The organism is Serratia sp. SA088 (assembly GCF_049065515.1).
In the GTDB taxonomy this organism is placed as follows: domain Bacteria; phylum Pseudomonadota; class Gammaproteobacteria; order Enterobacterales; family Enterobacteriaceae; genus Serratia; species Serratia nematodiphila.
In genome coordinates this window covers 469746-492010 of the sequence record NZ_JBAKGW010000001.1, presented here as the reverse complement: position 1 = coordinate 492010, position 22265 = coordinate 469746, and the positions used below count along the sequence as shown (strand labels likewise).

Genomic DNA, 22265 nt, shown 5'->3' with positions numbered 1-22265 from the left:
GCCTGCAACAGCAGGCGTCAGTGAAACAATCGGCTCAGTTTACGCATCCGGAAAAGAATAGCTACCGCCAGATGTTACATAGAGTTATCCCGCAGCAAACGCTCGACCACCCGCTGGGCAAGCAGCGCCTGTTCGCCGCCGGTTTCCGGCGCACTCTGATTGGCGACGGCATCAAGGAAATGCCGCACCGCACCGTCGAAGCCGCGTTGCACCAGCGTGCTTTGCCAGCCCGGCACCGGTTGTTCCAACTCGCCCTGCGCATCTTCACGCAGCCAGTGGCGCATATCGGTCAACTGATACAGCGCGCCGTCTGTCACCGCCTGCACGCTTTCGCGCTGGCTGCCGCCGCGGCGATGCATGCTGGTCGTCACCTGCGTATCGCCGCAGGCGAAGTGATGCTCGGCGTACAGCATTTCGCCTGCGGCGTTGGTGCGCACGCTGCCGCTCAGCAGTTGCTCGCCGCCGCCCGCCAGCCACAGCGCCGTGTCCACCACGTGCAGATAATCATCCAACAGGGTAAAACGCAGATCGTGCGGGCCGACGCTGTCCGCCCGATGTTTATCCATGCGAATGGAGGCCGGCTGGTTCATTTGCTGCTTGAGCTGCCGGTAAAGCGGCGCGAAACGCCGGTTGAACCCCACCATCAGCGTTTTGCCTCGCCGCTCGGCCAGCTCAAGCAACTGCTCGCCCTGCTCCAGCGTCTCCGCCAGCGGTTTATCGACGTAAACGTGCACGCCGCGGTTCAGCAGCTCGCCTATTACCGAAAAATGGCTGGCGGTGCTGCTGTGAACAAAGACCGCGTCGCACTGTTCGGCCAGGCTGTCCAGCCGGGAGAAACAGGCCATGCGGTAGCTGTCGCACAGCGGCTGCGCTTTTTGCTGATTGGGCGAAAAACCGCCCACCAGCGTCCAGTCCGCCGCCTGGCTGAGGATTGGCAGATAAGCCTTCTGCGCGATACTGCCCAATCCCACCACGCCTACACGCAATTTAGTCATTCGCATCCCTCACCAACAGGTGTTGCAACTGCCGTTTCAGTTCCGCCACTTCGCTTTCCAATGCGCTAACCCTGGCGCTCAGTTCGCCATCGAACGCCGCCGGCGGCGCTTCATCAATCTGGCCGCTGAACAGATGCATGAATCGGCTTTCGCGCTTGCCCGGCTCACGCGCCAGGCGCACCACAAACGGGCCATCTTCCCGGGTGGCCAGCTGTTGCAGCACCTGTTCAACCTCGCTGACATCGCTGAACTCGTGCATTCGGTTGGTGCGCGTGCGCAGCTCGCCCGGCGTTTGCGCGCCGCGCAGCAGTAAGGTGGCGATCACCGCCAGTTCGGCGGGAGAGAGCTTCAGTTGGCCGAACTCGGAATTGCAAAACCGCTGCTCGTATTTCACAACCCGATTGCCGAACCCGCTGAGGGTGCGCAGGAAATGTTTGCGCAGCAACAGATCGAGCAGCTGCTGCACTTCGCTTTCGCTCAGATCCATCACCGGCTCGCGGTTGGTCTTTTGATTACAGGCCAGGGTAATGGCGTTAAGCGAAAGCGGGTATTGGTCCGGCGTCGTCACCTGTTTTTCCAACAAGCAGCCGATGACCCGGGCCTCTTTGGCGTTCAATTCATATTTCATCGTTTGGCCTCAACGTGGGGGTAGCCACTCTTTATTGGTGTATGCCGTCAAAACGTGGTCTTGCCACTGGCCGTCGATCAGCAGGTAATCCTTGGCGTAACCTTCGCGTTCGAATCCCAGACGCGTCAGCAATGCGCCGCTGCGCTGGTTGTGCGGCATATAGTTGGCCATGATGCGGTGCATGCGCTGTTGGCGCAGCATATAGCGGATGGCGGACTGCAAGGCTTCGAACATCAGCCCCTGCCCCTGCCATTTCTCCCCCAGCGAATAACCGAGGAAACAGGCGTGAAACGAACCGCGCAGCACGTTGCTGAAGTTCGCCACGCCGCGCACTTCCTGCTCTTCTGGATCGAGCAGGATAAAATAGTAGGCGCTGCCCTGCTTTTGCATTTCAGCGATCATCCCCAGACGCGCCTGCCAGCCGGAAGGATAACAATGGCTTTCGTCGCGCACCGGCTCCCAGGGTTTGAGAAAGGCTCGGTTCTCGGCATAATAATCCGCCAGACGATAGGCATCCCGTTCATGCACTAAACGGACCACCATCCGGTCGGTAGTAAGACGTACTTTTGGCGATGCAGAGCGGTAGCCGAACATCATTTCCCCCGCAGTCAAAACGGTTCGATAAGAAGTATTTATTGGGAAGCCGCGTGGATAATCATCCGATGCCGATCTGATGGCATGATTTTATTTTGCCAATAGCGCTTCAGAACCGCACTTCCCTGCATTCAATATAACCGTAGCCCGCCCCCGAGGTAAAACCTCGGTCGCTCAGTAAATCGCCGAATACGCGTTTTACGGCGTTTTTCCGCCCATTTTGCAGCACAGGTAACACCTTGACGATAAAAAAATATTATCTACTCCGCCCCTGTCGCCGTCCGGCAATTGGGTAGAGAATGGTGGAGTTGCCTTCCCCCTCTCTCTTAATTGCTCATGGTGATGCATGTCTCTGGTGTCGCAAGCGCGCAGCTTGGGTAAATATTTTCTGTTGCTCGACAACCTGCTGGTGGTTTTAGGCTTCTTTGTCGTGTTCCCGCTTATTTCGATCCGCTTCGTCGATCAATTGGGATGGGCGGCGCTGATCGTCGGCATCGCGCTGGGTTTACGTCAACTGCTGCAACAAGGGCTCGGCATCTTTGGCGGCGCGGTCGCCGATCGCTTTGGCGCCAAGCCGATGATCGTCACCGGCATGCTTCTGCGCGCCGCCGGTTTCGCCACCATGGCGATGGCCGATGCGCCGTGGATCCTGTGGTTCTCCTGCGCGCTGTCCGCCCTCGGCGGCACGCTGTTCGATCCGCCGCGCACCGCTTTGGTGATCAAACTGACCCGTCCGCACGAACGCGGCCGCTTTTTCTCGCTGTTGATGATGCAGGACAGCGCCGGCGCGGTAGTCGGCGCGCTGATCGGCAGTTGGCTGCTGCAGTACGATTTCCACTTTGTCTGCTGGGTCGGGGCGGCGATCTTCGTGCTGGCCGCCGGCTGGAACGCCTGGTTACTGCCGGCTTACCGCATCTCCACCGTGCGCGTGCCGATGAAAGAAGGCATGTTGCGGGTCGTGCGCGATCGCCGCTTCCTCACCTATGTCCTGACGCTGACCGGCTACTATATGCTGGCGGTACAGGTGATGCTGATGCTGCCGATCGTGGTCAATGAAATTGCCGGCTCACCGGCGGCGGTGAAATGGATGTATGCGATTGAAGCGGCGCTGTCGTTGTCGCTGCTCTATCCGCTGGCGCGTTGGGGAGAAAAACACTTCCGGCTTGAGCAGCGCCTGATGGCGGGCCTGCTGCTGATGACGCTCAGCCTGCTGCCGATCGGCCTCGCCAGCAGCCTGCAAGGCGTGTTCACGCTGATCTGCTGTTTCTACCTGGGTTCGATCATCGCCGAACCGGCGCGCGAGACGCTGAGCGCTTCGCTGGCCGATCCACGTGCGCGTGGCAGCTATATGGGCTTTAGCCGCCTTGGTCTGGCGCTGGGTGGCGCGTTAGGTTACACCGGCGGCGGCTGGATGTACGATACCGGACGCACGATGAACATGCCGGAGCTACCCTGGTTGCTGCTTGGGGCAGTGGGCTTCGCTACGTTGCTGGCGCTGTACTGGCAGTTCAGCCCGCGACGCAGTGCATCGATGATGCTGCGCGGCGGTTAACGCCATAGAAATCCGGCCGAATCGGCAACAGCTGCTATCCTGTTAGTAAAAACCCCCACAGGAGCCCGTCGGCATGAGCGAAGAAGCAAAATTACCGCAACTACTCGAACATATGATACTGAACTTGCGCATGATTTATGCGCGTTCCACCCTGGTGGAAAAGGCCCTGGCCCATATCCTCGCCAGCGACGCCGGCCTGAAAAACGATATTATCAAACAGCTGCAGGTCGTTACCGCCGCCAACGAACGTGACAAAATCGACCTGGAAGAAGCTCGCATTCACCTGATCGATGTGCTCAACTCGGTACCGGCCAAGAAATAACGCCCCCTAGCCCGCGCCGGTGCGCGGGCAATATCGCAATAACGCACCATCCAACACACGCACGTCAAGACAGCCTCGATAAGCTGTGGTAACTATTGCTGTTAAAACCTGACAACCCGGAGCAAGCATGAAACTGTTCATTTACGATCATTGCCCATTCTGCGTTAAAGCCCGCATGATTTTTGGCCTGAAACGTCTGCCGATTCGCCTGGTCACGTTGCTCAACGACGATGAGACGACTCCGTTCAACCTGATCGGCCAAAAAATGGTGCCTATCCTGGTCAAAGACAACGGCGAAGCGATGCCGGAAAGCCTGGATATCGTGCGCTATGTCGATAACCTGGACGGCAAGCCGGTGCTGACCGGCCGCACCAACCCGGCCATTGCCGAGTGGCTGCAGCGGGTCGGCGAGTACAGCGCAAAATTGCTGTTGCCGCGTATTGCGCATGCCGATTTCGAAGAGTTCGCCACCGACAGCGCCCGCCGTTATTTTATCGATAAAAAGCAGGCGTCAATCGGTGATTTCGCCGAGCATCTCGCCAACAGCGCCGATCTGATCGCCCAGTTGGAGGCCGATCTGCAAACCCTGTCCCCGCTGATCGTTTCCGCCGAAGCGGTAAACGGCGAACTGTCCGAGGACGATATCCACCTGTTCCCGCTGCTGCGCTCGTTGTCGATCGTCGCCGGGGTTGCGCTGCCGGAGAACGTGGAAACCTACCGCAACCGCATGGCGCAGCGCAGCGAGGTGCCGTTGCTGCTGGACATGGAACAATAACGTTTGAATAACCCAAAGGATAGAGCGTACTGATGCTGAAAATGGTGCTCGCCACCGCTCGCGATCGGGCGCGGCTGAAGGAAATTACCTCCGTTCTGATTCGTTACGGCCTGCAAGACGTTCTGCGTCTGCTGGGCCTGGGGGCTTTGCTGCGCGGCGCCCGCGCAGGATCCGTCCAACAGGACGCACAAACCCTGCCCGAGCGGCTGCGCGAAGCGCTCGAGGCGCTGGGCCCGACCTTCGTCAAATTCGGCCAGATCCTGGCCACGCGTTCTGATCTTCTGGATCCGGCCTGGACCAACGAACTGGATCGCCTGCACAGCCAGGCAGCGGTGTTGCCATGGGAAACACTGGCGCCGCAAATCATCGCCGATCTGGGGGGTGAGCCCGAGCAGCAGTTCGCCGAATTCGATCGCACGCCGCTGGCCGCGGCATCGATGGCGCAAATTTACCGCGCCCGCTTGCACAGCGGCGAACAGGTAGTGGTGAAAGTGCTGCGGCCCGGTTTGGCGAAAACCATCCACGCCGATCTGCGGCTGCTGGCCTCGCTGGCGGAAACCGTGGAGCAGCAGAGCCCCACGCTGGCACGCTATCGGCCGCGGCAGATGGTCCGAGCGCTGGCGACGGCACTCAATCACGAGCTGGATTTAACTCACGAAGGGCATAACTGCGATCGCGTCGCCAAGATGTTCGCGCATGAACCCGATGTGGTCGTGCCGAAAATCTATTGGCAATGGTCTTCTCCGCGCCTGTTAGTGCAGGAGTACTTGCCCGGCACCGCGCCGGAGAACCCTCAGCAATTGGCGGCGGCGGGCTTTGACGGCCCGCTGCTGGCGCAACGCGGCGCGAGCGCCTTTATGAGCATGGTGCTGGAGCATCGGTTGTATCACGCCGATCCTCACCCCGGCAACGTCATGGCGCTGAGCGGTGACCGCGTCGGCTTTATCGACTTCGGCATGGTGGGCCAACTGTCTGAGCGGCGGCGCAATCAGTTGCTTCTGCTGCTGCAGGCCATTGCCGATCGTCAGTCCGAAGGCATCGTCAACACGCTGATCGCCTGGTCGGACAGCGAACCGCTGGATCTGATGGATCTGGAGCTGGCGGCGCAAAACTTTCTCGACAAACAGGCCGCCACCACCCTGACGTTGGGCAAGGCTCTGACCGACCTACTGGTGATGGCGCGTGAACACCAGTTGGCGCTGCCGCCCGATCTGGTGCTGCTGTTCAAGGCGTTAATCACCGCCGACGGCGTGCTGCACCGATTGGATCCCGCCTTCGACATCGTCGCCACGCTCAAACCGATGCTGCAACAAACGGTGCTGCAACGCTATGCCCCTGACGCCGTGCGCCAACGGTTATTGGCCCTGGGCGGGGAAGCGCTCGACGCCGGGGAAGAACTGCCGCAAACCCTGCGGCTGTTGGTACGCCGCCTAAAACGCGGGCAGCTCAATGCCGATATCAACGTCAGTAATCTCGGCCAGTTGAGCAAAGCGCTGGAACGCGCCGCCGTCACCCTGGCTATCGCCATTGTCACCGCCGCTTTCACCCTGGGCCTGGCGCCTTATCTGATGCACTCCTCACTGCAGTTGTGGGGCATTCCGCTGTTCCCGCTGTTGGGGGCCGCGGCCTGCCTGGCCGGCGTGATCCTCCTGGCGCTGCGATTGCGGCGCTGACGCTTTCGGCGTTATCCGATAGGTGTCGCCCGTTTTTGCGCGCACTATCCTCTGCACATCGCCGCCTGCCGTTTTCACGCGCAGGCGGAACGTTTATAATGATTAATCAATTATCTGCAGCACTTTTCGCCAGCAGTCGCAATGAGGCATTAATGAAGAAGATCCTGATGGGCGCAGCCGCCCTGCTGTTCGCCGGCGTATTGGCCGGTTGCAATCAACTGACCCAGTACACCCTGAGCGAGCAGGAAGTGAATGATTACCTGCAGAAACATAACGACTATCAGAAGCAGATCGGCGTGCCCGGCCTGGTGGACGCCAACATCGTGCTGACGCAGCTGCAAAGCCAGATCGGCCGCAGCGAGCCGGGTAAAGTCACCCTTTCCGGCGACGCCAAGGTCAACATCACGTCGATTCTCGGCCCGCAAGCGGCGGATCTGAAGCTGACGCTGAAAGCGCAGCCGGTTTACGACCGCGCACAGGGCGCCATTTACCTGAAAGACATGGAACTGACCGATTACAGCGTGCAGCCGGAAAAAATGCAGACGGTGATGAAAGCGCTGACGCCATATCTGAACCAGTCACTGAAGTCTTACTTCGACCAAAAGCCGGCTTATGTGCTGAATCCTGACAACAGCAAAACCGAAGCGCTGGCGAAAAAACTGGCGAAGGGATTGGAAGTGAAACCGGGTGAGTTGGTGATACCGTTCAGCGACTGACGCCGTCCGGGGACATCAAGCCCGCCGCTCGGCGGGCTTTTTATTGCCAAAAAGCGTTACTGCGGCGCGCTGTAGGCGATTTCGCCGGTGTTGCAGTTAAGCGTCACGTTGTAGGTTTTATCTGCCTTGGTGCCACGCACCGTCAACGGCACCTGCCACACCTGATCCTTGCCGGTGATGGCATCCGGGCTGACCCAGGCGATCGGGGTGGCGGTACCCAGCAGCTTTTTGTCCGATTCCCAGCGCGTGATGCGGTTCTGCAAGAAGTCGCGCTTGACCTGGGCGGCGATATCCGCCGGCTGCAGACCCGCACACTGCCCCACCTTGGCGGCGCGCTGCTCGTGATCCTGCGCCCACACCGCAGTCGATGCTCCCATCATGGCCAACAAGGCGATAGCCAAACTCGTTTTTTTCATATCTCCTCCCGTTGTGATTAGCGCTATCCGGGCGCCCATCCCTGGCTCACAACAGGGTTTCGGCAAAGGGTTTACCGTTTGACGAACTCGATGACAAACAGCGCATCCAGGCCCGGATAGATTTCCTTGATCACCTGCTTCAATTCGCCGAGCGACATGTTCTCCTGCTGTGCGTGGCGTTCAGTCAGCGCGTCCAGGCGCACCGGCGTTACCGACAGCACTTCGATAAAGCAGAAAAATACGCCGTCTTCATTGCGGCTTACACGCAATACCTCGCCCGGTTCGAAGTGCGACTCACTGGCATCCCGAATGGTGATGGTTTTGCGCCCGGCCAGAATATCTTGCTCAAAGCGGCTGAAGAAAGTTATTTCACGGCTCATTTTAGATCCTTTTTCATCACAACACCGCAACATAAGTCATTATGCCGCTTGCTTTTCTGACGCAGATCCCTCTTTTGAGTTAGAGGCCGCTTTTTTCGCTTTCGCTTCCGCCGGTTTCTTGAGGGTTTCCGCCGGTGAAGCGCCGCGCAGAATCAGACCCAGCGCATCTTTATTCTCTGCCAGGAAGAAGCTCAGCCCTTCGCGCTGTTCGTCGTCCAGGTTCAGCGGCGCCTGTTGCAGCCACTCTCCGAGGTTATCCGCCAGATCCAGCATTTTGTCGTAGGCGTCGGCTTCTTTCTTGCTCGCGAAAGTCATTTTTTCCTCACCGTTTCTCACCACCACATATTTAACTTCAACCGCCATGCGTGCGTCCTCAAATACTCAAATAACTGTAATTACATACAGTATAAATAGATAATGGCGGGAGGGCAAACCGCCGCCCGCCTTCGGCTTATTTCAGCAGCCGCACCTTGCAGCTCTTGCCTTTGATTTTGCCCTGTTGCAGCTGTTGCAACGCCTTGCGCGCGCTGGCTTTACGGATCGCGACGTAGGCATGCACCGGGAACATGTCGATCTTGCCCACTTCCGCCGCCGTCAGCCCGGCATCGCCGGTCAGCGCGCCAAGGATATCGCCGGGACGGATCTTCGCCTTGCGGCCGCCGTCGATGCACAGCGTCACCATCTCTGCCTCCAGCGAGCCGTTGGCCGCCCCGCTCAGCTCGGACACCGGCGCCCAATCGACGGTCATCTGCAGGTAGTCTTCAATCGCATGCGCCCGCGCCATCTCCTGCGGCGTGCACAGGCTGATCGCCAGCCCGCTCATGCCGGCGCGGCCGGTGCGGCCGACACGGTGCACATGCACTTCGGGATCGAACGCCAGTTCGTAGTTAACCACCAGCTCCAGCTCTTTGATGTCCAGCCCGCGAGCGGCGACGTCGGTCGCCACCAACACTCGGCAACTGCGATTGGCGAAGCGCACCAACACCTGATCGCGGTCGCGCTGCTCCAGATCGCCATGCAGCGCCAGCGCGCTGATGCCGCGGGCCTCCAGGGCCTCAAGCACTGTCTGACAATCGCGCTTGGTATTGCAGAACACCACGCAGGACGCGGGTTGATGGTAGCGAATGGCCGACACCAGGAGCGCCGGGCGCTGCTCGCGCGTAGTCTCATAAAAGCGTTGTTCGATAGCGGTCTGCGCTTCGTCATCGTCCACTTCGACGCTCAGCGGCTGACGCTGAACACGCTCGCTGATGCGTTCGATTCCCGCCGGATAAGTGGCGGAAAACAACAGCGTCTGACGCTGCGGCGGCGTGTAGCTGATCACATCGTCGATATCGTCGGCGAAACCCATATCCAACATGCGGTCGGCCTCATCCAGCACCAACACCTTCAGCTCGTCCAGCAGCAGCGTTTTCTTGCGCAGATGCTCCTGAATGCGCCCCGGCGTCCCCACCACGATGTGTGGCGCGTGCACCAGCGAGTCGAGCTGCGGCCCCATCGGTTGGCCACCGCACAGCGTCAGAATTTTGATGTTTTGCGTGAAACGCGCCAGGCGACGCAGCTCTTTGCTCACCTGATCGGCCAACTCGCGAGTGGGGCAGAGCACCAGCGCCTGCGTGGCAACCTGAGTAACGACGATGTTATTCAGCAAGCCAATGCCGAATGCCGCCGTTTTGCCGCTGCCGGTTTTCGCCTTGGCGCGCACGTCTCGCCCTTGCAGGATAGCGGGCAACGCGGCGGCCTGCACCGGCGTCATTTTGGCGTACCCCAGTTCGTTGAGGTTGGCCAACTGTTCGGCTGGCAGAGGCAGGGAAGAAAAAGAAACTGTGCTCACGGCGATAACTCTTATATGACGAATGGAATGGCGGCGCACCCGCAGGTTGGCGCCGAATCAGCGGTAAATGATAACAGAGATGGGCGGCGTTACGGGCAGCGGGCATAAAAAAACCCGCCGGCGGCGGGTTTCTTGGCGGCTCAGTCGTTAAATCGCAACGACGTTGGCTGCAGCTGGGCCACGTTGGCTGTCCTGGATGGAGAATTCAACCTGCTGGCCTTCAGCCAGAGTCTTGAAACCATCGCTAACGATAGCGGAAAAATGAACGAAAACGTCTTTAGAGCCGTCGGCAGGCGTGATGAAGCCGAAACCTTTGCTTTCGTTGAACCATTTAACGTGACCAGTGATCTTGCTCATTTGTGTTTCCTTTACTTGATAAACCTGCCTTGACGGCACGAGACGCGAAAACCTTGCTATATATAGGCCTTCTTTCGCCGTCGCTTATTAACGCACAATCGCCCAGGCAGGGCAAATATTTCTGCTTGTTATAAAAACAGTAAGTTAGCAACAAACCTGGCGCGGCGGCTGTGAACGCAATCGTTTTCGTATATACTGCCCGCCGATCATCAATCCGCTTACTTTCACCGATCCAGGTACGAAACTATGTTAACGATTGGAACCGCCCTGCGCCCTTCCGCCACCCGCGTTATGTTGCTCGGCTCCGGGGAGCTGGGTAAAGAAGTCGCCATTGAATGCCAGCGCCTCGGTCTGGAAGTGATCGCCGTCGATCGCTATGCCGACGCCCCCGCCATGCATGTGGCGCACCGCAGTCACGTCATCAATATGCTGGACGGTGACGCGTTGAAAGCCGTTATCGAACAAGAGCGGCCGGACTATATCGTTCCCGAAATCGAAGCGATCGCCACCGCCATGCTGGTGGAGCTTGAACGTCAGGGCCACCGCGTGGTGCCCTGCGCCGAAGCCACGCGCCTGACCATGAACCGCGAAGGCATCCGCCGTCTGGCGGCGGAAGAACTTGGCCTGCCCACCTCCAGCTATCGCTTTGCCGACAGCGAAGCGGCTTTCCGGCAGGCGGTCGAACACATCGGCTACCCGTGCATCGTCAAACCGGTGATGAGTTCTTCCGGCAAAGGACAAAGCCTGATCCGCGCGCCTGAACAGCTGCAAAGCGCCTGGGATTACGCGCAACAGGGTGGACGCGCCGGCGGCGGCCGGGTGATCGTCGAAGGGTTGGTAAGATTTGATTTTGAAATTACGTTGCTGACCATCAGCGCCGTGGACGGCGTACATTTCTGCGAGCCGATCGGCCATCGTCAGGAAGACGGAGATTATCGCGAATCCTGGCAACCGCAGCGCATGTCAGCCACGGCGTTGAGCCGTGCTCAGGCTATTGCGGAGAAGGTGGTGAAAGCCCTGGGCGGGTTCGGCCTGTTCGGCGTGGAGCTGTTCGTCTGCGGCGACGACGTGATCTTCAGCGAAGTGTCTCCGCGGCCGCACGATACCGGCATGGTTACGTTGATCTCACAGGATCTGTCCGAGTTCGCCCTGCACGTTCGCGCGTTTCTCGGGTTGCCGATTGGCGCCATCCGCCAGTTCGGCCCTTCCGCTTCGGCGGTGATCCTGCCGCAGCTCACCAGCAGCGATGTGCGTTTCAGCGGACTGGAAAATGCGCTGCGCGGGCACAACCAGCTGCGCCTGTTCGGCAAACCGGAGATCGCCGGGCAACGTCGTCTGGGCGTAGCGCTGGCGACGGCCAACACGACGGAACTGGCGGTGGAGCAAGCGAAACAAGCCGCCGCCGCCGTGACGGTCAACGGCTGATACTCACGGGGCCGCTTGCGCGGCCCCGATAACGTCAATAGTCTTCGTCTTCTTCAGCATCGTCATCCCGCGACGCCTCCGGTGCGGCCTCATGTTGCTCGTCTTCGTCATCGAACAATACCGCAACCTGAGCACCCTGATGCTTCTCGCGAATTTCCTGCGCAACGCGAGCAATGGCCTCACCGCTGCTCATGCCCTGCTCCATCAGTTGATGGATGCGATCCGCCGCTTCCTGCTGCTCCGCGTGATTCAGTAATGGCATACCTGCATGCATGTGTCGTTCTCTCCGGCAAAAGGGAGAAGGAGTATACGCGCTAACGCGGCGGATCCCAACGTCTGGTGCGTCAGGCCGGTTGCGAACAGCCGTTATCGTTGCGCCACTGCTTCAGGCGATGCCGCCACAGCATGACATGCCACCCCTGCTTCAGGCCGCGCGCATTGGCGAACATCGCTCTATCGATACCGCGCTGATAGAACTCTTCGGTGATCTGACTCTGAGCGGCCGGTTCCGGCTCGCGACGAATGCTGTGGCAAATGCCCAGCGCTTCGCGGGTGATTTGCCAATGGAAAGCCGGACGAATGACGATAGTGCCCGCATAGCGCTGGTTGAGCCGCTCCAGCATTTCGACGATTTTCATATAGTGGCGTTGATACTCCACGTTCGCCTTACCGATGCGACGACGATTACTGATCGACTTGTCGTGCACCCGTTGACGGTACAGCGGCGTACTTAAATATTTGACTCGTTTGGCATTAAACATGACTTCTGTCGTCCAGGGAATATCCTGGTGATGTAACCCCGGCTCGAAATAAAGCCGATGCTGGCGAATAAAGTCGAGGCGATATATTGCCAGCCATACAACGTGAATAAACTTTCGCGATTTCAGCGCACGTTCAAACCACTGCACGCCACTGATAACATCGGTGGTACGCAAACGCGCCTCGGGAAAAATCGGCTGCAATTCATCTTGGCTGGTGAAATAGCGCTCGCCATTACATTGCATCACGTCTAATTGGTGTTTTTCCGCCTGTTCCAGCAGCGTGGAATACATCTCCGGCGCCAGCAAGTCGTCGGCATCGGGAAACGCCACATATTTACCTTGTGCAACGGCAAGCCCGGCATTACGCGCGTTAGAAACACCGGCATTGGCCTGATCGATCACACGAATATGCGGATGTACCGCCGCGTAACGGTGCGCAATCTCTCCTGAACCGTCAGTGGAACCATCGTTGACGATGATCACCTCCAACCGTTGCTCGCGCTGGGCCAGCAGCGAGGCCAGGAAAGGCTCCAATAATTCCCCCGCATTGTGCATCGGGACGATCACGCTCAGCATTAACGACATAGTCAGCTCTTCAATGATAATGTAACAAAATAATAATTTTATTTTTCTAAAAGACTCATTCGGCCTGCGTAGGCTTGGGATAAGCGTGAAACACTGCAAATTCCCGCGCTGGCTAATGGGACCGAACTGGCCTTTCTTTCTCAAACCCGCGCCAGAAAAGCGCTGAGTAATTAAGCCATTAATTCCAAAGGGCGGCGACGTTGCTAAAATCGGGCATAGCAACATCCCCCCCGCTTCTAATAACAAGCAGAAATAATAAATTTATGAAATTAACGAATCTTTTTTTATATTTCTCGGGTATTGCGCCCTCGATGAATAGGCTTCCAGTGCATTTGACGTTAAATTTTTAACATATCGAAGTATAATCAATGGCGCAAAAAATGCCTTATTTCAGGTTTATTGAGCTGCCGTTTATGTGAACTGTGCTGCATGTCGCGCATGGCAAAACATGCATGACGTGGCCGTCTATGGCACACTAGCCGCCAGATATCGCCGTCCTCACAGCCAGGTTTATTGACGTTCATGAGCGTAACCGCCCCAAACATAAAATCTTTGCCCTACAGCCGCCGTGCCCTGATGACGCTTTTCGCCCCGCTTTCATCGCAGCCTTGGGCGATGCTGCTGCATTCGGGCTTTGCCGACCATTCGCACAACCGCTTCGATATCCTGGTCGCACAACCGCGCGTGACACTCACCACCCAGGGTGCCGACACGCAAATCGAAAGTGACGGCGTCACCATTCAGTCGCAGGAAGATCCGTTCTCCTTGCTGCAGCAGCAACTGGCGGCGCAAGGCTGGCAGCCGGCGTTTAATCCGGACCTGCCGTTTCAGGGCGGAGCTCTGGGACTGTTCGGCTACGATCTTGGGCGGCGGGTGGAAACCCTGCCGCAGTTGGCCGAAGCCGACCTCGCTTTACCGGATATGGCAGTGGGCATTTATGACTGGGCGGCGATCGCCGACCACCAATTGCAAACCCTGACGCTGCTCAGCTATGGCGATGTGGAGCAGCGCTGGCGCTGGCTCAATAGCCAAACCGCACCTGCAGAACGCCCTTTCACGCTGCTGAGCGACTGGCGCGCCAATATGAGCCGGCGACAATACGGCGAGAAATTCCAACGTATTCAGCACTACCTGCGCAGCGGCGACTGTTACCAAATTAATCTGGCACAACGATTCTCCGCCGACTATCAGGGGGATGAATGGCAGGCGTTCTGCCGCCTGAGCGCCTGCAACCGCGCGCCGTTCTCGGCCTTCCTGCGCTTGCCGCACAACAGCGTACTGAGCGTCTCTCCCGAGCGCTTCCTGTGGCTGGAGCAGCAGCGTATCCAAACCCGCCCGATCAAGGGCACGCTGCCGCGGCTGGCGGACGCGGAACAGGACGCCGCGCAGGCTCGCCGTTTGGCCGATTCACCCAAGGATCGCGCTGAAAATCTGATGATCGTCGATCTGCTGCGCAACGATATCGGCCGCGTCGCCCAGCCTGGCAGCGTACGGGTGCCGGAACTGTTCGCCGTGGAGCCGTTCCCCGCCGTGCATCACCTGGTGAGCACCATCACCGCGACCCTGCCAAACCATACCTCGGCGGCCGAACTGCTGCGCGCCTGCTTCCCCGGCGGTTCGATCACCGGCGCGCCCAAGGTGCGCGCGATGGAAATCATCGAAGAGTTGGAGCCGCAGCGCCGCAATGCCTATTGCGGCAGCATCGGTTACCTGAGCGCCTGCGGCACCATGGACACCAATATCACCATTCGCACGCTCGTCACCGAAAACGGTCGCATCCACTGCTCCGCCGGCGGCGGCATCGTGGCGGACAGCCAGGAGCAGGCGGAATACCAGGAGACCTTCGACAAGGTCGGCCGCATTTTGCCGCAGTTAGGGGAGTATGCCCTGTCGTGATCCCATCGAACTCACCGGCCTCACTGCACGCCTTTATCAGCCGTTTTCAACTGCAGCTGCCACAGGCGACGCAGATTTCGCACCATGTGCGCCCGGCGGCGGTGCTGATCCCGATCGTCTGCCGCGCCGAGCCGACGCTGCTGTTGACCCGCCGTGCCGACTCGCTGCGCAAACATGCCGGTCAAGTGGCCTTCCCCGGCGGCAAAACCGACGCCGAAGACGGATCGGCGATCGTCACGGCGCTGCGAGAAGCGCAGGAAGAAGTGGCGATACCGCCGCAAGCGGTGACTGTCCTCGGCCAAATGGCGCCGCTCGACAGCAGCACCGGATTTCAGGTTACCCCTATCGTCGGCCTCATCCCGCCGGACGTGCAGTTCCACGCCAATGAAGGCGAAGTGGCGGACGTGTTCGAGATGCCCCTGCGGGAAGCGCTGACCCTGTCGCGTTACTATCCGCTGGATATTCATCGCGCCGGCCATACGCACCGCATCTACCTCTCCTGGTATCACAGCCAGTTTATCTGGGGGCTGACCGCCGCTATCATTCGGCGCCTGGCGCAACAGGTCAGTATTTAGCCCGCATTACGTGATCTGACTCGCAATCTGGCACGGTTGCCGACCTCCGCGGCGGGTAAAGCGATCGCTATCACTTCATTTGATCGCTTTTTCAACTACCGTTCCGTTTGAATGGTTTTAAAAAAACTGTAAACCCTCTCTTAAACCTTACGAAATACCTGTAAAATACCACCGTCCGAGATAAACCACTGTAGAAACAGGGATTAAGCCGGCGGCGTTCAGCACGGAAAGCTGACGCGATTACCGCTAATGGAGCTTGGGCGAAAGCGGATACCCCGCACAAGGGGTCGCCCCGGGTAATCAGTAAAAAAAGCGACACCACGGATTATTTAATTTCATGCGAAAAAGGCAGCCGAACCCGCACGGCCCTTTTACAATATCGCTGTTCCCTGCGCGGTTTTTGACCGCCGCAGCCATAACAATACGTCTCTTTAAGGAGTTTTAGCGTGATTAGCGTTTTCGACATGTTTAAGATCGGCATCGGCCCGTCCAGCTCTCATACTGTTGGACCGATGAAAGCCGGCAAACAGTTTGTCGACGATCTGGTAAATAAAGGCCTGATGCCTTCTATCACGCGTGTTGCCGTAGACGTTTACGGCTCACTCTCATTGACCGGCAAAGGTCATCATACCGATATCGCCATCATTCTCGGCCTGGCCGGCAACATGCCGGACACCGTCGATATCGATAGCATTCCGGGTTTTATTCGCGATGTAGAACAACGTCAACGCCTGATGCTGGCCAACGGCCTGCATGAAGTCGATTTCCCGCGCGACGGCGGCATGGTCTTCCGCAGCGACAACCTGCCGCTGCACGAAAACGGCATGCAGATCCACGCCTTCGCCGGCGATAAAGAAGTGTACAGCAAGACCTATTACTCTATCGGCGGCGGTTTCATCGTCGACGAGGAGAATTTCGGCAAGGCCGCCGAGCAAGAACTGCAAATGCCATATCCGTTCAACTCCGCGCGCGAAATGCTCGACCACTGCCGCGAGACCGGCCTGTCGCTGTCCGGCATGGTGATGCAGAACGAACTGGCGCTGCACAGCAAGCAAGAGATCGAGACCTACTTCGGCAACGTCTGGCAAACCATGCGCGCCTGTATCGATCGCGGTCTGAACACCGAAGGCGTACTGCCGGGGCCGCTGCGCGTACCGCGCCGTGCCTCCGCGCTGCGCCGCATGCTGGTGGCGTCGGACAAACTGTCCAGCGATCCGATGAACGTGATCGACTGGGTCAACATGTTCGCGCTGGCGGTTAACGAAGAAAACGCCGCCGGCGGCCGCGTGGTCACCGCGCCGACCAACGGCGCCTGCGGCATCGTGCCTGCGGTGCTGGCTTACTACGATCACTTCATCGAGTCCGTCAGCCCGGATATCTACATCCGCTACTTTATGGCGGCGGGTGCGATCGGCGCGTTGTACAAGATGAACGCCTCCATTTCCGGCGCCGAAGTCGGTTGCCAGGGTGAAGTCGGCGTTGCCTGCTCCATGGCGGCGGCCGGTCTGGCCGAACTGCTGGGCGGCAGCCCTGAGCAGGTCTGTGTGGCGGCGGAGATCGGCATGGAACACAACCTGGGTCTGACCTGTGACCCGGTCGCCGGCCAGGTGCAGGTGCCGTGCATTGAGCGCAACGCCATCGCTTCGGTCAAGGCGATCAACGCAGCCCGCATGGCCCTGCGCCGCACCAGCGAGCCGCGCGTTTCGCTGGATAAGGTGATCGAGACCATGTACGAAACCGGCAAAGACATGAACGCCAAGTACCGCGAAACGTCACGCGGCGGCCTGGCAATCAAGGTGCAATGCGACTGACAGACAACCCCGCCACCCGGCGGGGTTTTTTATGGGTAATCAATTTATTGGCCGCATTTTGTGACAATGTCACCAGAAAATATTCTGCATTTCTCTCATCGATCCGGCGGTTAGCCTGCAAATTGACCTTCTGTTTTGCCAAATCGAAATAATTTACTGAGTTACCATCAATCTTGTATAACCTCAGGCTAGAATTAGCCGAGCGTAACTTAAGGATCTATGACCTGACCGTGACTCGGACTGGATTACCGAACAAGGATTTACCGGATGTTGATGACCCACCTCGCCGCGTCCCGATATCGTTATTACCGTTGGCTGCTGGCCGGAGCGGTGGGCGCGGCTATTCTGTTGGTATCGCTGTATACCCGTTACTATCAAGAGGTCAAAAGTATCGAGCTGAGCCAGCAGACATTGGCCACCCGCACCGTCGGCAAGCTCAACCAGTTGTTGACGCCGGCTCAGCTGCAGGCGGAGCGCAGCATGGACATGCTGGACCAGCCCTGCGAGAACGTTTCGTCGACCCTGCGCTTTCGCGCCGCGCAGAATCAGGCGCTACGCGCCATGTTGCTCGTAAAAAACGGCATTATTTACTGCTCCAGCCTGTTTGGTTCCCGTCATTATCAGCTGGCCGCGGTAATGCCGACCTTCGTCAACAGCAACGCCAGACTGGCGCTGCGCCCCTCGCTGGCGGTGAGCAAAGGCCTGCCCACGCTGGTGATGTGGACGCCATCCCCCCACGATAAAACCAGCGGCGTGCTGCACGTGTTTAATATCGAGCTGCTGTCCAACTTTTTACTCGAGCCGCAGGAGCCTTACGTTCAGCGCGTGGTGCTGAACGTGGCTGACAGCAGCCTGGAATACGGCCGACGCGAAATCCTGAGCCGCGACACCCTGACCAACGATCTGCGCTACACCGCCGGCTCTGCGCTATACCCGTTCTCGATTTCGCTGTTCGGCCCGCAGATCGGCATGCTGGCGCTTTCCGCACTGCCGCGCCATATCCCGCTGGCGCTGCTGATCAGCCTGTTGGCCGCCTATGTGGTCTATCTGCTCACCGCTAACCGCATGAGCCTGTCTTATCACATCGGCCATGCCATCACCCATCGCGAGTTCCGCGTCTATTGCCAGCCCATCATCCATAGCGACACCGGGCGCTGCGCCGGCGTCGAGATGCTGCTGCGCTGGAAAAAGAAGCGACAAGGGTGGATCTCCCCCGACGTGTTTATTCCGCTGGCCGAGCAGCATGAGCTGATCATTCCGCTGACCCGTTATCTGATGCACACCGTGACGGAAAATCTGCAGCTGTTCCCGCCGCGACCGTCGTTCTACATCAGCATCAACGTCGCCGCCGAACACTTTAAAACGCTCAACATCATCGACGATATCCGCCGGATTTGGCTGCCGGCGCATCCGATGCCGTCACTGATGCTGGAGTTGACCGAGCGCACCGCGCTGTCGGCGATCCAGCATGACCAGATCCGGACGCTGAAAGACATGGGGATCATGCTGGCCATCGACGATTTCGGCACCGGCCACAGCTCGCTGAGCTACCTGAAGAACCTTAGCCCGGACGTGTTAAAGATCGACCGCGGATTTACCGCGGCCATCGGCACCGACGCGGTCAACGCCACGGTGACCGACACCATCATTACGCTGGCGCAGCGCCTGAAGCTGAAGCTGGTGGCTGAAGGGGTAGAAACGGCGGAACAGGCCGACTATCTGCGCTCACGCGAGGTCAATGCCCTGCAGGGGTATTATTTCGCCAAGCCGATGCCGATCCACGTTTTCCCGCTGTGGTTGCAGCAGTACGAATCGCGCGTCAGGAAAACGGAAGAGAATACGCCGGAGGCCTGAGCCTCCGGCGGGTGGGTTACGAATGCGCCGGTTCGTCGAAGACGACACGGGTGACACGCACCAGCTCGATGCGATAGTCGGAGACCTCGACAATATCGAAACGCAGGTGGTTCAGTTCAATGGTGTCCCCCACCACCGGCATCTGGCCGTAGTGGGCTAACAGCAGCCCCGCCAGAGTGGCGTAGTCTGCGGTTGGGCTGACCAGGTCATCGCAGGCCAGCGCCTGTTCCAGCGAGTGCAGGTCGGTCCCGCCTTTGACCAGCCAGCCGTCGCCTTCCGCCACGATATCCGGCGTTTCATCTTCGTCCGGGAACTCGCCGGCAATCGCTTCCAGCACATCCAGCGGCGTCACCAGCCCCTGCACCACGCCGAACTCGTTGGTGACCACCACCAGACGCCCTTTGGCGCGGCGCAGCACCGCCAGCAGCTTGATGACATCCATGGTTTCCGGCACCACGATCGGCGGCGTGCGGGCGGCAAACTCGGCGATATCGTCCCCTTGCTCCAGCGCCACCAGCAGATCCTTGGCGCGTACCACGCCGACGATCTCATCCACAGAATCGCGACACACCGGGAACAGGCTGTGCGGCGTATCCAGCAACTGTGCGCGCACCTCCTCACGGGAGCGCTCGCAGTCGACCCAGGAGATGTCAGTGCGCGGCGTCATCACGCTGCGCAATGAGCGCGAGGCCAGCGTCAGCACGCCGCTGATCATATAACGCTCTTCCGCCGCAAAGGTTTCATCCCGCGGCAAGGCGACCGCATCGTCCGCCTGCTGCGCGCGCTGCTGCCCCATCAGGCGCATGATCGCTTCCGCGGTGCGCTCGCGCATCGGGCGACGCGCCTGATGCTTGATAAAGTTGCGACGCGCGATCTGATTGAACAATTCAATCAGGATCGAGAAGCCGATCGCGGCGTACAGATAGCCTTTAGGAATATGCAAGCCGAAGCCTTCGGCGATCAGGCTCAGACCGATCATCAACAGGAAGCTCAGGCACAACACCACAATGGTCGGGTGCGCGTTGACGAAGTTGGTCAACGGTTTGGACGCCAGCAGCATCACCGCCATCGCAATCACCACCGCCGCCATCATCACCGGCAGATCGTTCACCATGCCCACGGCGGTAATCACCGCATCGAGCGAAAACACCGCGTCAAGGATCACGATTTGCACCACCACCGCCCAGAACTTGGCGTAGCCGCGGTTGGCGCCATCCTGGTGCGTCTGCCCTTCCAGCCGTTCATGCAGCTCCATGGTGGCCTTGAACAGCAGGAATACCCCGCCGAACAGCAGGATCAAATCGCGGCCGGAGAAGCTGAAATCGCCGACGCTGAACAGCGGCGTGGTCAGGGTTACCATCCAGGAGATAACAGACAGCAGGCCCAAACGCATCAGCAATGCCAGCGACAGGCCGATGATGCGCGCTTTATCGCGCTGCTTCGGCGGCAACTTGTCGGCCAAAATGGCGATGAACACCAGGTTGTCGATGCCCAGCACGATTTCCAGCACCACCAGCGTAAGCAACCCCGCCCAAATAGAGGGGTCCATTAAAAATTCCATATCAGACTCCAGAAAAAAGTGGGAATGAGCGCACGCCGCTCAGACATGACGATGCCGCCGCTGCATGGGCGCAGTCGACAATAGCAAAGTGACGGGATGGGATTACCGGGAGATGGCCGAAGGGCCGAACAGCATATGCAACGCCAGCAGGTGGCGGGTGAAACCTGGAAAAACAGTTACTTCGGTGACAGTCCATAGGGAGGGCTGAGGCCCTTCACTCCTTAGTGATGAAAGAGGAAATTACTGTATCAGGATTTTTCTGGGGGACAAAGCGGCTTTTTCAACGGCGGTTTAGGGTGACACCACGCCATATCGTCTGCGACAGCTAAGATTTCTCCGAGCATTCAATAGCGGAGCAGCGTCACAAAAAATATTTTTTCACTCACTAAAATAAATCTCGCGTTCGTGAAGTATCACGCACAGGCATTTGATACTGCGTGAGAAATGTTAGGCGTGCGTTTCTTTTTTTCTACCATAATGTATCTGAACCGCGGAAGTGACTGCCAAGACGGCGCGGAGAAACGACACAAACCGCGTCTGGAGTTCAACGAGGAGGTAGCGAGTGGCAATAGCTATTATCATCGGCACACACGGGGCTGCAGCGGAACAACTGCTGAAAACGGCGGAGATGCTATTGGGCGAGCAGGACAACGTCGCCTTTATAGACTTCGTTCCCGGTGAGAATGCCGAAACGTTAATCGTCAAATACAACGAAAAAATCAGTGGATTGGATACCAGCGGCGGCGTGCTGTTCCTGGTGGATACCTGGGGCGGCAGCCCGTTCAACGCCGCCAGCCGCATTGCGGTCGACAAAGAAAACTATGAGGTCGTCACCGGGGTCAACATCCCGATGCTGGTGGAAACCTTCATGGCGCGGGACGACAACCCCGCTTTCGATGAACTGGTGGCGCTGGCGTTGGAAACCGGCCGAGAAGGCGTGAAAGCGCTGAAAAAACCGCAGGAAGAACCTGCAAAAACCGTGGCGCCCGTCGCCAAAGCCGCTGCCCCTCAGGCGCCGCTGGGGCCGAACGACCACATGAAAATCGGCCTGGCGCGCATCGATGATCGCTTAATCCACGGCCAGGTGGCTACCCGCTGGACCAAAGAGACCAATGTCAGCCGCATTATCGTCGTCAGCGATGAAGTCGCCGCCGATCATGTGCGCAAAACCCTGCTGACTCAGGTGGCCCCGCCGGGCGTCACCGCCCACGTGGTGGACGTGGCGAAGGCTATCCGCGTCTGGAACAACCCCAAATACGCCAACGACCGCGTGATGCTGTTGTTTACCAATCCGACCGACGTCTGGCGTCTGGTGGAGGGCGGCGTGGATATTCAATCCGTCAATATCGGCGGCATGGCGTTCCGCCAGGGGAAAACCCAGGTGAACAACGCCGTTTCCGTCGATGAAAAAGATATCGAAGCGTTTAAGAAACTGAACGATCGCGGTATCGAGCTGGAGGTGCGTAAGGTCTCGTCCGACAGCCGGCTAAAAATGATGGACCTGATTAACAAACTCAATTAGTGGCGCCAGCCGCTGATTATTTTACTCAGAGCT

22 protein-coding genes are annotated in these 22265 nt (G+C 58.7%); 11 read left to right on the top strand and 11 right to left on the bottom strand.

Features of this window, described 5'->3' with window-relative positions:
* Window positions 1-74: 74 nt before the first annotated feature.
* From ACOWVD_RS02430 to rimJ, 3 genes are read right to left on the bottom strand one after another with little or no spacing between them, the layout of a single operon-like run.
* Complete coding sequence (locus tag ACOWVD_RS02430; RefSeq protein WP_164094870.1) at window positions 75-995, bottom strand: Gfo/Idh/MocA family protein; 921 nt, start codon at window positions 993-995, stop codon at window positions 75-77.
* Window positions 988-1623, bottom strand: a complete 636-nt coding sequence (locus ACOWVD_RS02425; RefSeq protein WP_421105408.1) for a YceH family protein — start codon at window positions 1621-1623, stop codon at window positions 988-990. The genes ACOWVD_RS02430 and ACOWVD_RS02425 overlap by 8 nt, the downstream gene beginning before the upstream one ends.
* A gap of 9 nt (window positions 1624-1632) precedes the next feature.
* Entirely contained in the window at window positions 1633-2217 is a 585-nt protein-coding gene (rimJ, locus tag ACOWVD_RS02420; RefSeq protein WP_004929636.1) for a ribosomal protein S5-alanine N-acetyltransferase, read from the bottom strand.
* Between the two features lie 346 nt (window positions 2218-2563).
* On the opposite strand from rimJ, the gene mdtH reads away from it, so the two are divergent.
* The 5 genes from mdtH to ACOWVD_RS02395 all read left to right on the top strand — a co-directional run bounded on the left by mdtH (window position 2564) and on the right by ACOWVD_RS02395 (window position 7255).
* Window positions 2564-3769 carry a multidrug efflux MFS transporter MdtH gene (gene mdtH / locus ACOWVD_RS02415; RefSeq protein WP_049240293.1) on the top strand — a complete coding sequence of 402 codons (1206 nt, stop codon included), beginning with the start codon at window positions 2564-2566 and terminating at the stop codon, window positions 3767-3769.
* A 73-nt stretch (window positions 3770-3842) separates the two neighbouring features.
* Window positions 3843-4091 (top strand): hypothetical protein, encoded by a 249-nt coding sequence (locus ACOWVD_RS02410; protein ID WP_004929632.1) that lies wholly within the window; start codon window positions 3843-3845, stop codon window positions 4089-4091.
* Between the two features lie 127 nt (window positions 4092-4218).
* Complete coding sequence (grxB, locus tag ACOWVD_RS02405; RefSeq protein WP_164094868.1) at window positions 4219-4866, top strand: glutaredoxin 2; 648 nt, start codon at window positions 4219-4221, stop codon at window positions 4864-4866.
* Between the two features lie 32 nt (window positions 4867-4898).
* Window positions 4899-6539 (top strand): ABC1 kinase family protein, encoded by a 1641-nt coding sequence (locus ACOWVD_RS02400; protein ID WP_406887337.1) that lies wholly within the window; start codon window positions 4899-4901, stop codon window positions 6537-6539.
* A 152-nt stretch (window positions 6540-6691) separates the two neighbouring features.
* Entirely contained in the window at window positions 6692-7255 is a 564-nt protein-coding gene (locus ACOWVD_RS02395; protein ID WP_004927555.1) for a lipoprotein, read from the top strand.
* 56 nt (window positions 7256-7311) lie between these two features.
* On the opposite strand, the gene yebF is transcribed toward ACOWVD_RS02395, so the two are convergent.
* The 5 genes from yebF to cspE all read right to left on the bottom strand — a co-directional run bounded on the left by yebF (window position 7312) and on the right by cspE (window position 10242).
* Entirely contained in the window at window positions 7312-7671 is a 360-nt protein-coding gene (gene yebF, locus ACOWVD_RS02390; RefSeq protein ID WP_164094866.1) for a protein YebF, read from the bottom strand.
* A 71-nt stretch (window positions 7672-7742) separates the two neighbouring features.
* Entirely contained in the window at window positions 7743-8051 is a 309-nt protein-coding gene (gene yqfB / locus ACOWVD_RS02385; protein ID WP_004927562.1) for a N(4)-acetylcytidine aminohydrolase, read from the bottom strand.
* A 39-nt stretch (window positions 8052-8090) separates the two neighbouring features.
* A complete protein-coding gene (locus ACOWVD_RS02380) occupies window positions 8091-8414 on the bottom strand; it encodes a YebG family protein (protein WP_004927565.1) in 324 nt (107 codons plus the stop codon).
* 88 nt (window positions 8415-8502) lie between these two features.
* Window positions 8503-9885: an ATP-dependent RNA helicase DbpA gene (dbpA, locus tag ACOWVD_RS02375; protein WP_164094865.1), complete on the bottom strand. Its 1383-nt coding sequence runs from the start codon at window positions 9883-9885 to the stop codon at window positions 8503-8505.
* A 147-nt stretch (window positions 9886-10032) separates the two neighbouring features.
* Window positions 10033-10242, bottom strand: a complete 210-nt coding sequence (gene cspE, locus ACOWVD_RS02370; protein WP_004927572.1) for a transcription antiterminator/RNA stability regulator CspE — start codon at window positions 10240-10242, stop codon at window positions 10033-10035.
* Between the two features lie 246 nt (window positions 10243-10488).
* Between cspE and purT the strand changes: the two genes are divergently transcribed.
* On the top strand, window positions 10489-11667 hold the full coding sequence (purT, locus tag ACOWVD_RS02365) for a formate-dependent phosphoribosylglycinamide formyltransferase (protein WP_004927575.1): 1179 nt from the start codon (window positions 10489-10491) through the stop codon (window positions 11665-11667).
* 34 nt (window positions 11668-11701) lie between these two features.
* On the opposite strand, the gene ACOWVD_RS02360 is transcribed toward purT, so the two are convergent.
* Complete coding sequence (locus tag ACOWVD_RS02360) at window positions 11702-11941, bottom strand: YoaH family protein (RefSeq protein WP_015378151.1); 240 nt, start codon at window positions 11939-11941, stop codon at window positions 11702-11704.
* A gap of 70 nt (window positions 11942-12011) precedes the next feature.
* The gene (locus ACOWVD_RS02355; protein ID WP_048323877.1) at window positions 12012-13013 is read right to left on the bottom strand and encodes a glycosyltransferase; all 1002 of its coding nucleotides are present in this window, start codon (window positions 13011-13013) and stop codon (window positions 12012-12014) included.
* A gap of 522 nt (window positions 13014-13535) precedes the next feature.
* Between ACOWVD_RS02355 and pabB the strand changes: the two genes are divergently transcribed.
* The 4 genes from pabB (at window position 13536) to ACOWVD_RS02335 (ending at window position 19149) form a co-directional block, all read left to right on the top strand.
* Window positions 13536-14909, top strand: a complete 1374-nt coding sequence (gene pabB, locus ACOWVD_RS02350; RefSeq protein WP_049240341.1) for an aminodeoxychorismate synthase component 1 — start codon at window positions 13536-13538, stop codon at window positions 14907-14909.
* On the top strand, window positions 14906-15484 hold the full coding sequence (locus ACOWVD_RS02345) for a CoA pyrophosphatase (RefSeq protein ID WP_004927587.1): 579 nt from the start codon (window positions 14906-14908) through the stop codon (window positions 15482-15484). Before pabB ends, ACOWVD_RS02345 begins: the two co-directional genes overlap by 4 nt.
* A gap of 446 nt (window positions 15485-15930) precedes the next feature.
* Window positions 15931-17295 (top strand): L-serine ammonia-lyase, encoded by a 1365-nt coding sequence (sdaA, locus tag ACOWVD_RS02340; protein ID WP_004927589.1) that lies wholly within the window; start codon window positions 15931-15933, stop codon window positions 17293-17295.
* Between the two features lie 267 nt (window positions 17296-17562).
* Entirely contained in the window at window positions 17563-19149 is a 1587-nt protein-coding gene (locus ACOWVD_RS02335; protein WP_049240284.1) for an EAL domain-containing protein, read from the top strand.
* 16 nt (window positions 19150-19165) lie between these two features.
* On the opposite strand, the gene ACOWVD_RS02330 is transcribed toward ACOWVD_RS02335, so the two are convergent.
* Complete coding sequence (locus ACOWVD_RS02330) at window positions 19166-20710, bottom strand: TerC family protein (protein ID WP_060559773.1); 1545 nt, start codon at window positions 20708-20710, stop codon at window positions 19166-19168.
* 562 nt (window positions 20711-21272) lie between these two features.
* On the opposite strand from ACOWVD_RS02330, the gene manX reads away from it, so the two are divergent.
* Window positions 21273-22232: a PTS mannose transporter subunit IIAB gene (gene manX, locus ACOWVD_RS02325; protein ID WP_049240280.1), complete on the top strand. Its 960-nt coding sequence runs from the start codon at window positions 21273-21275 to the stop codon at window positions 22230-22232.
* Window positions 22233-22265: the final 33 nt, after the last annotated feature.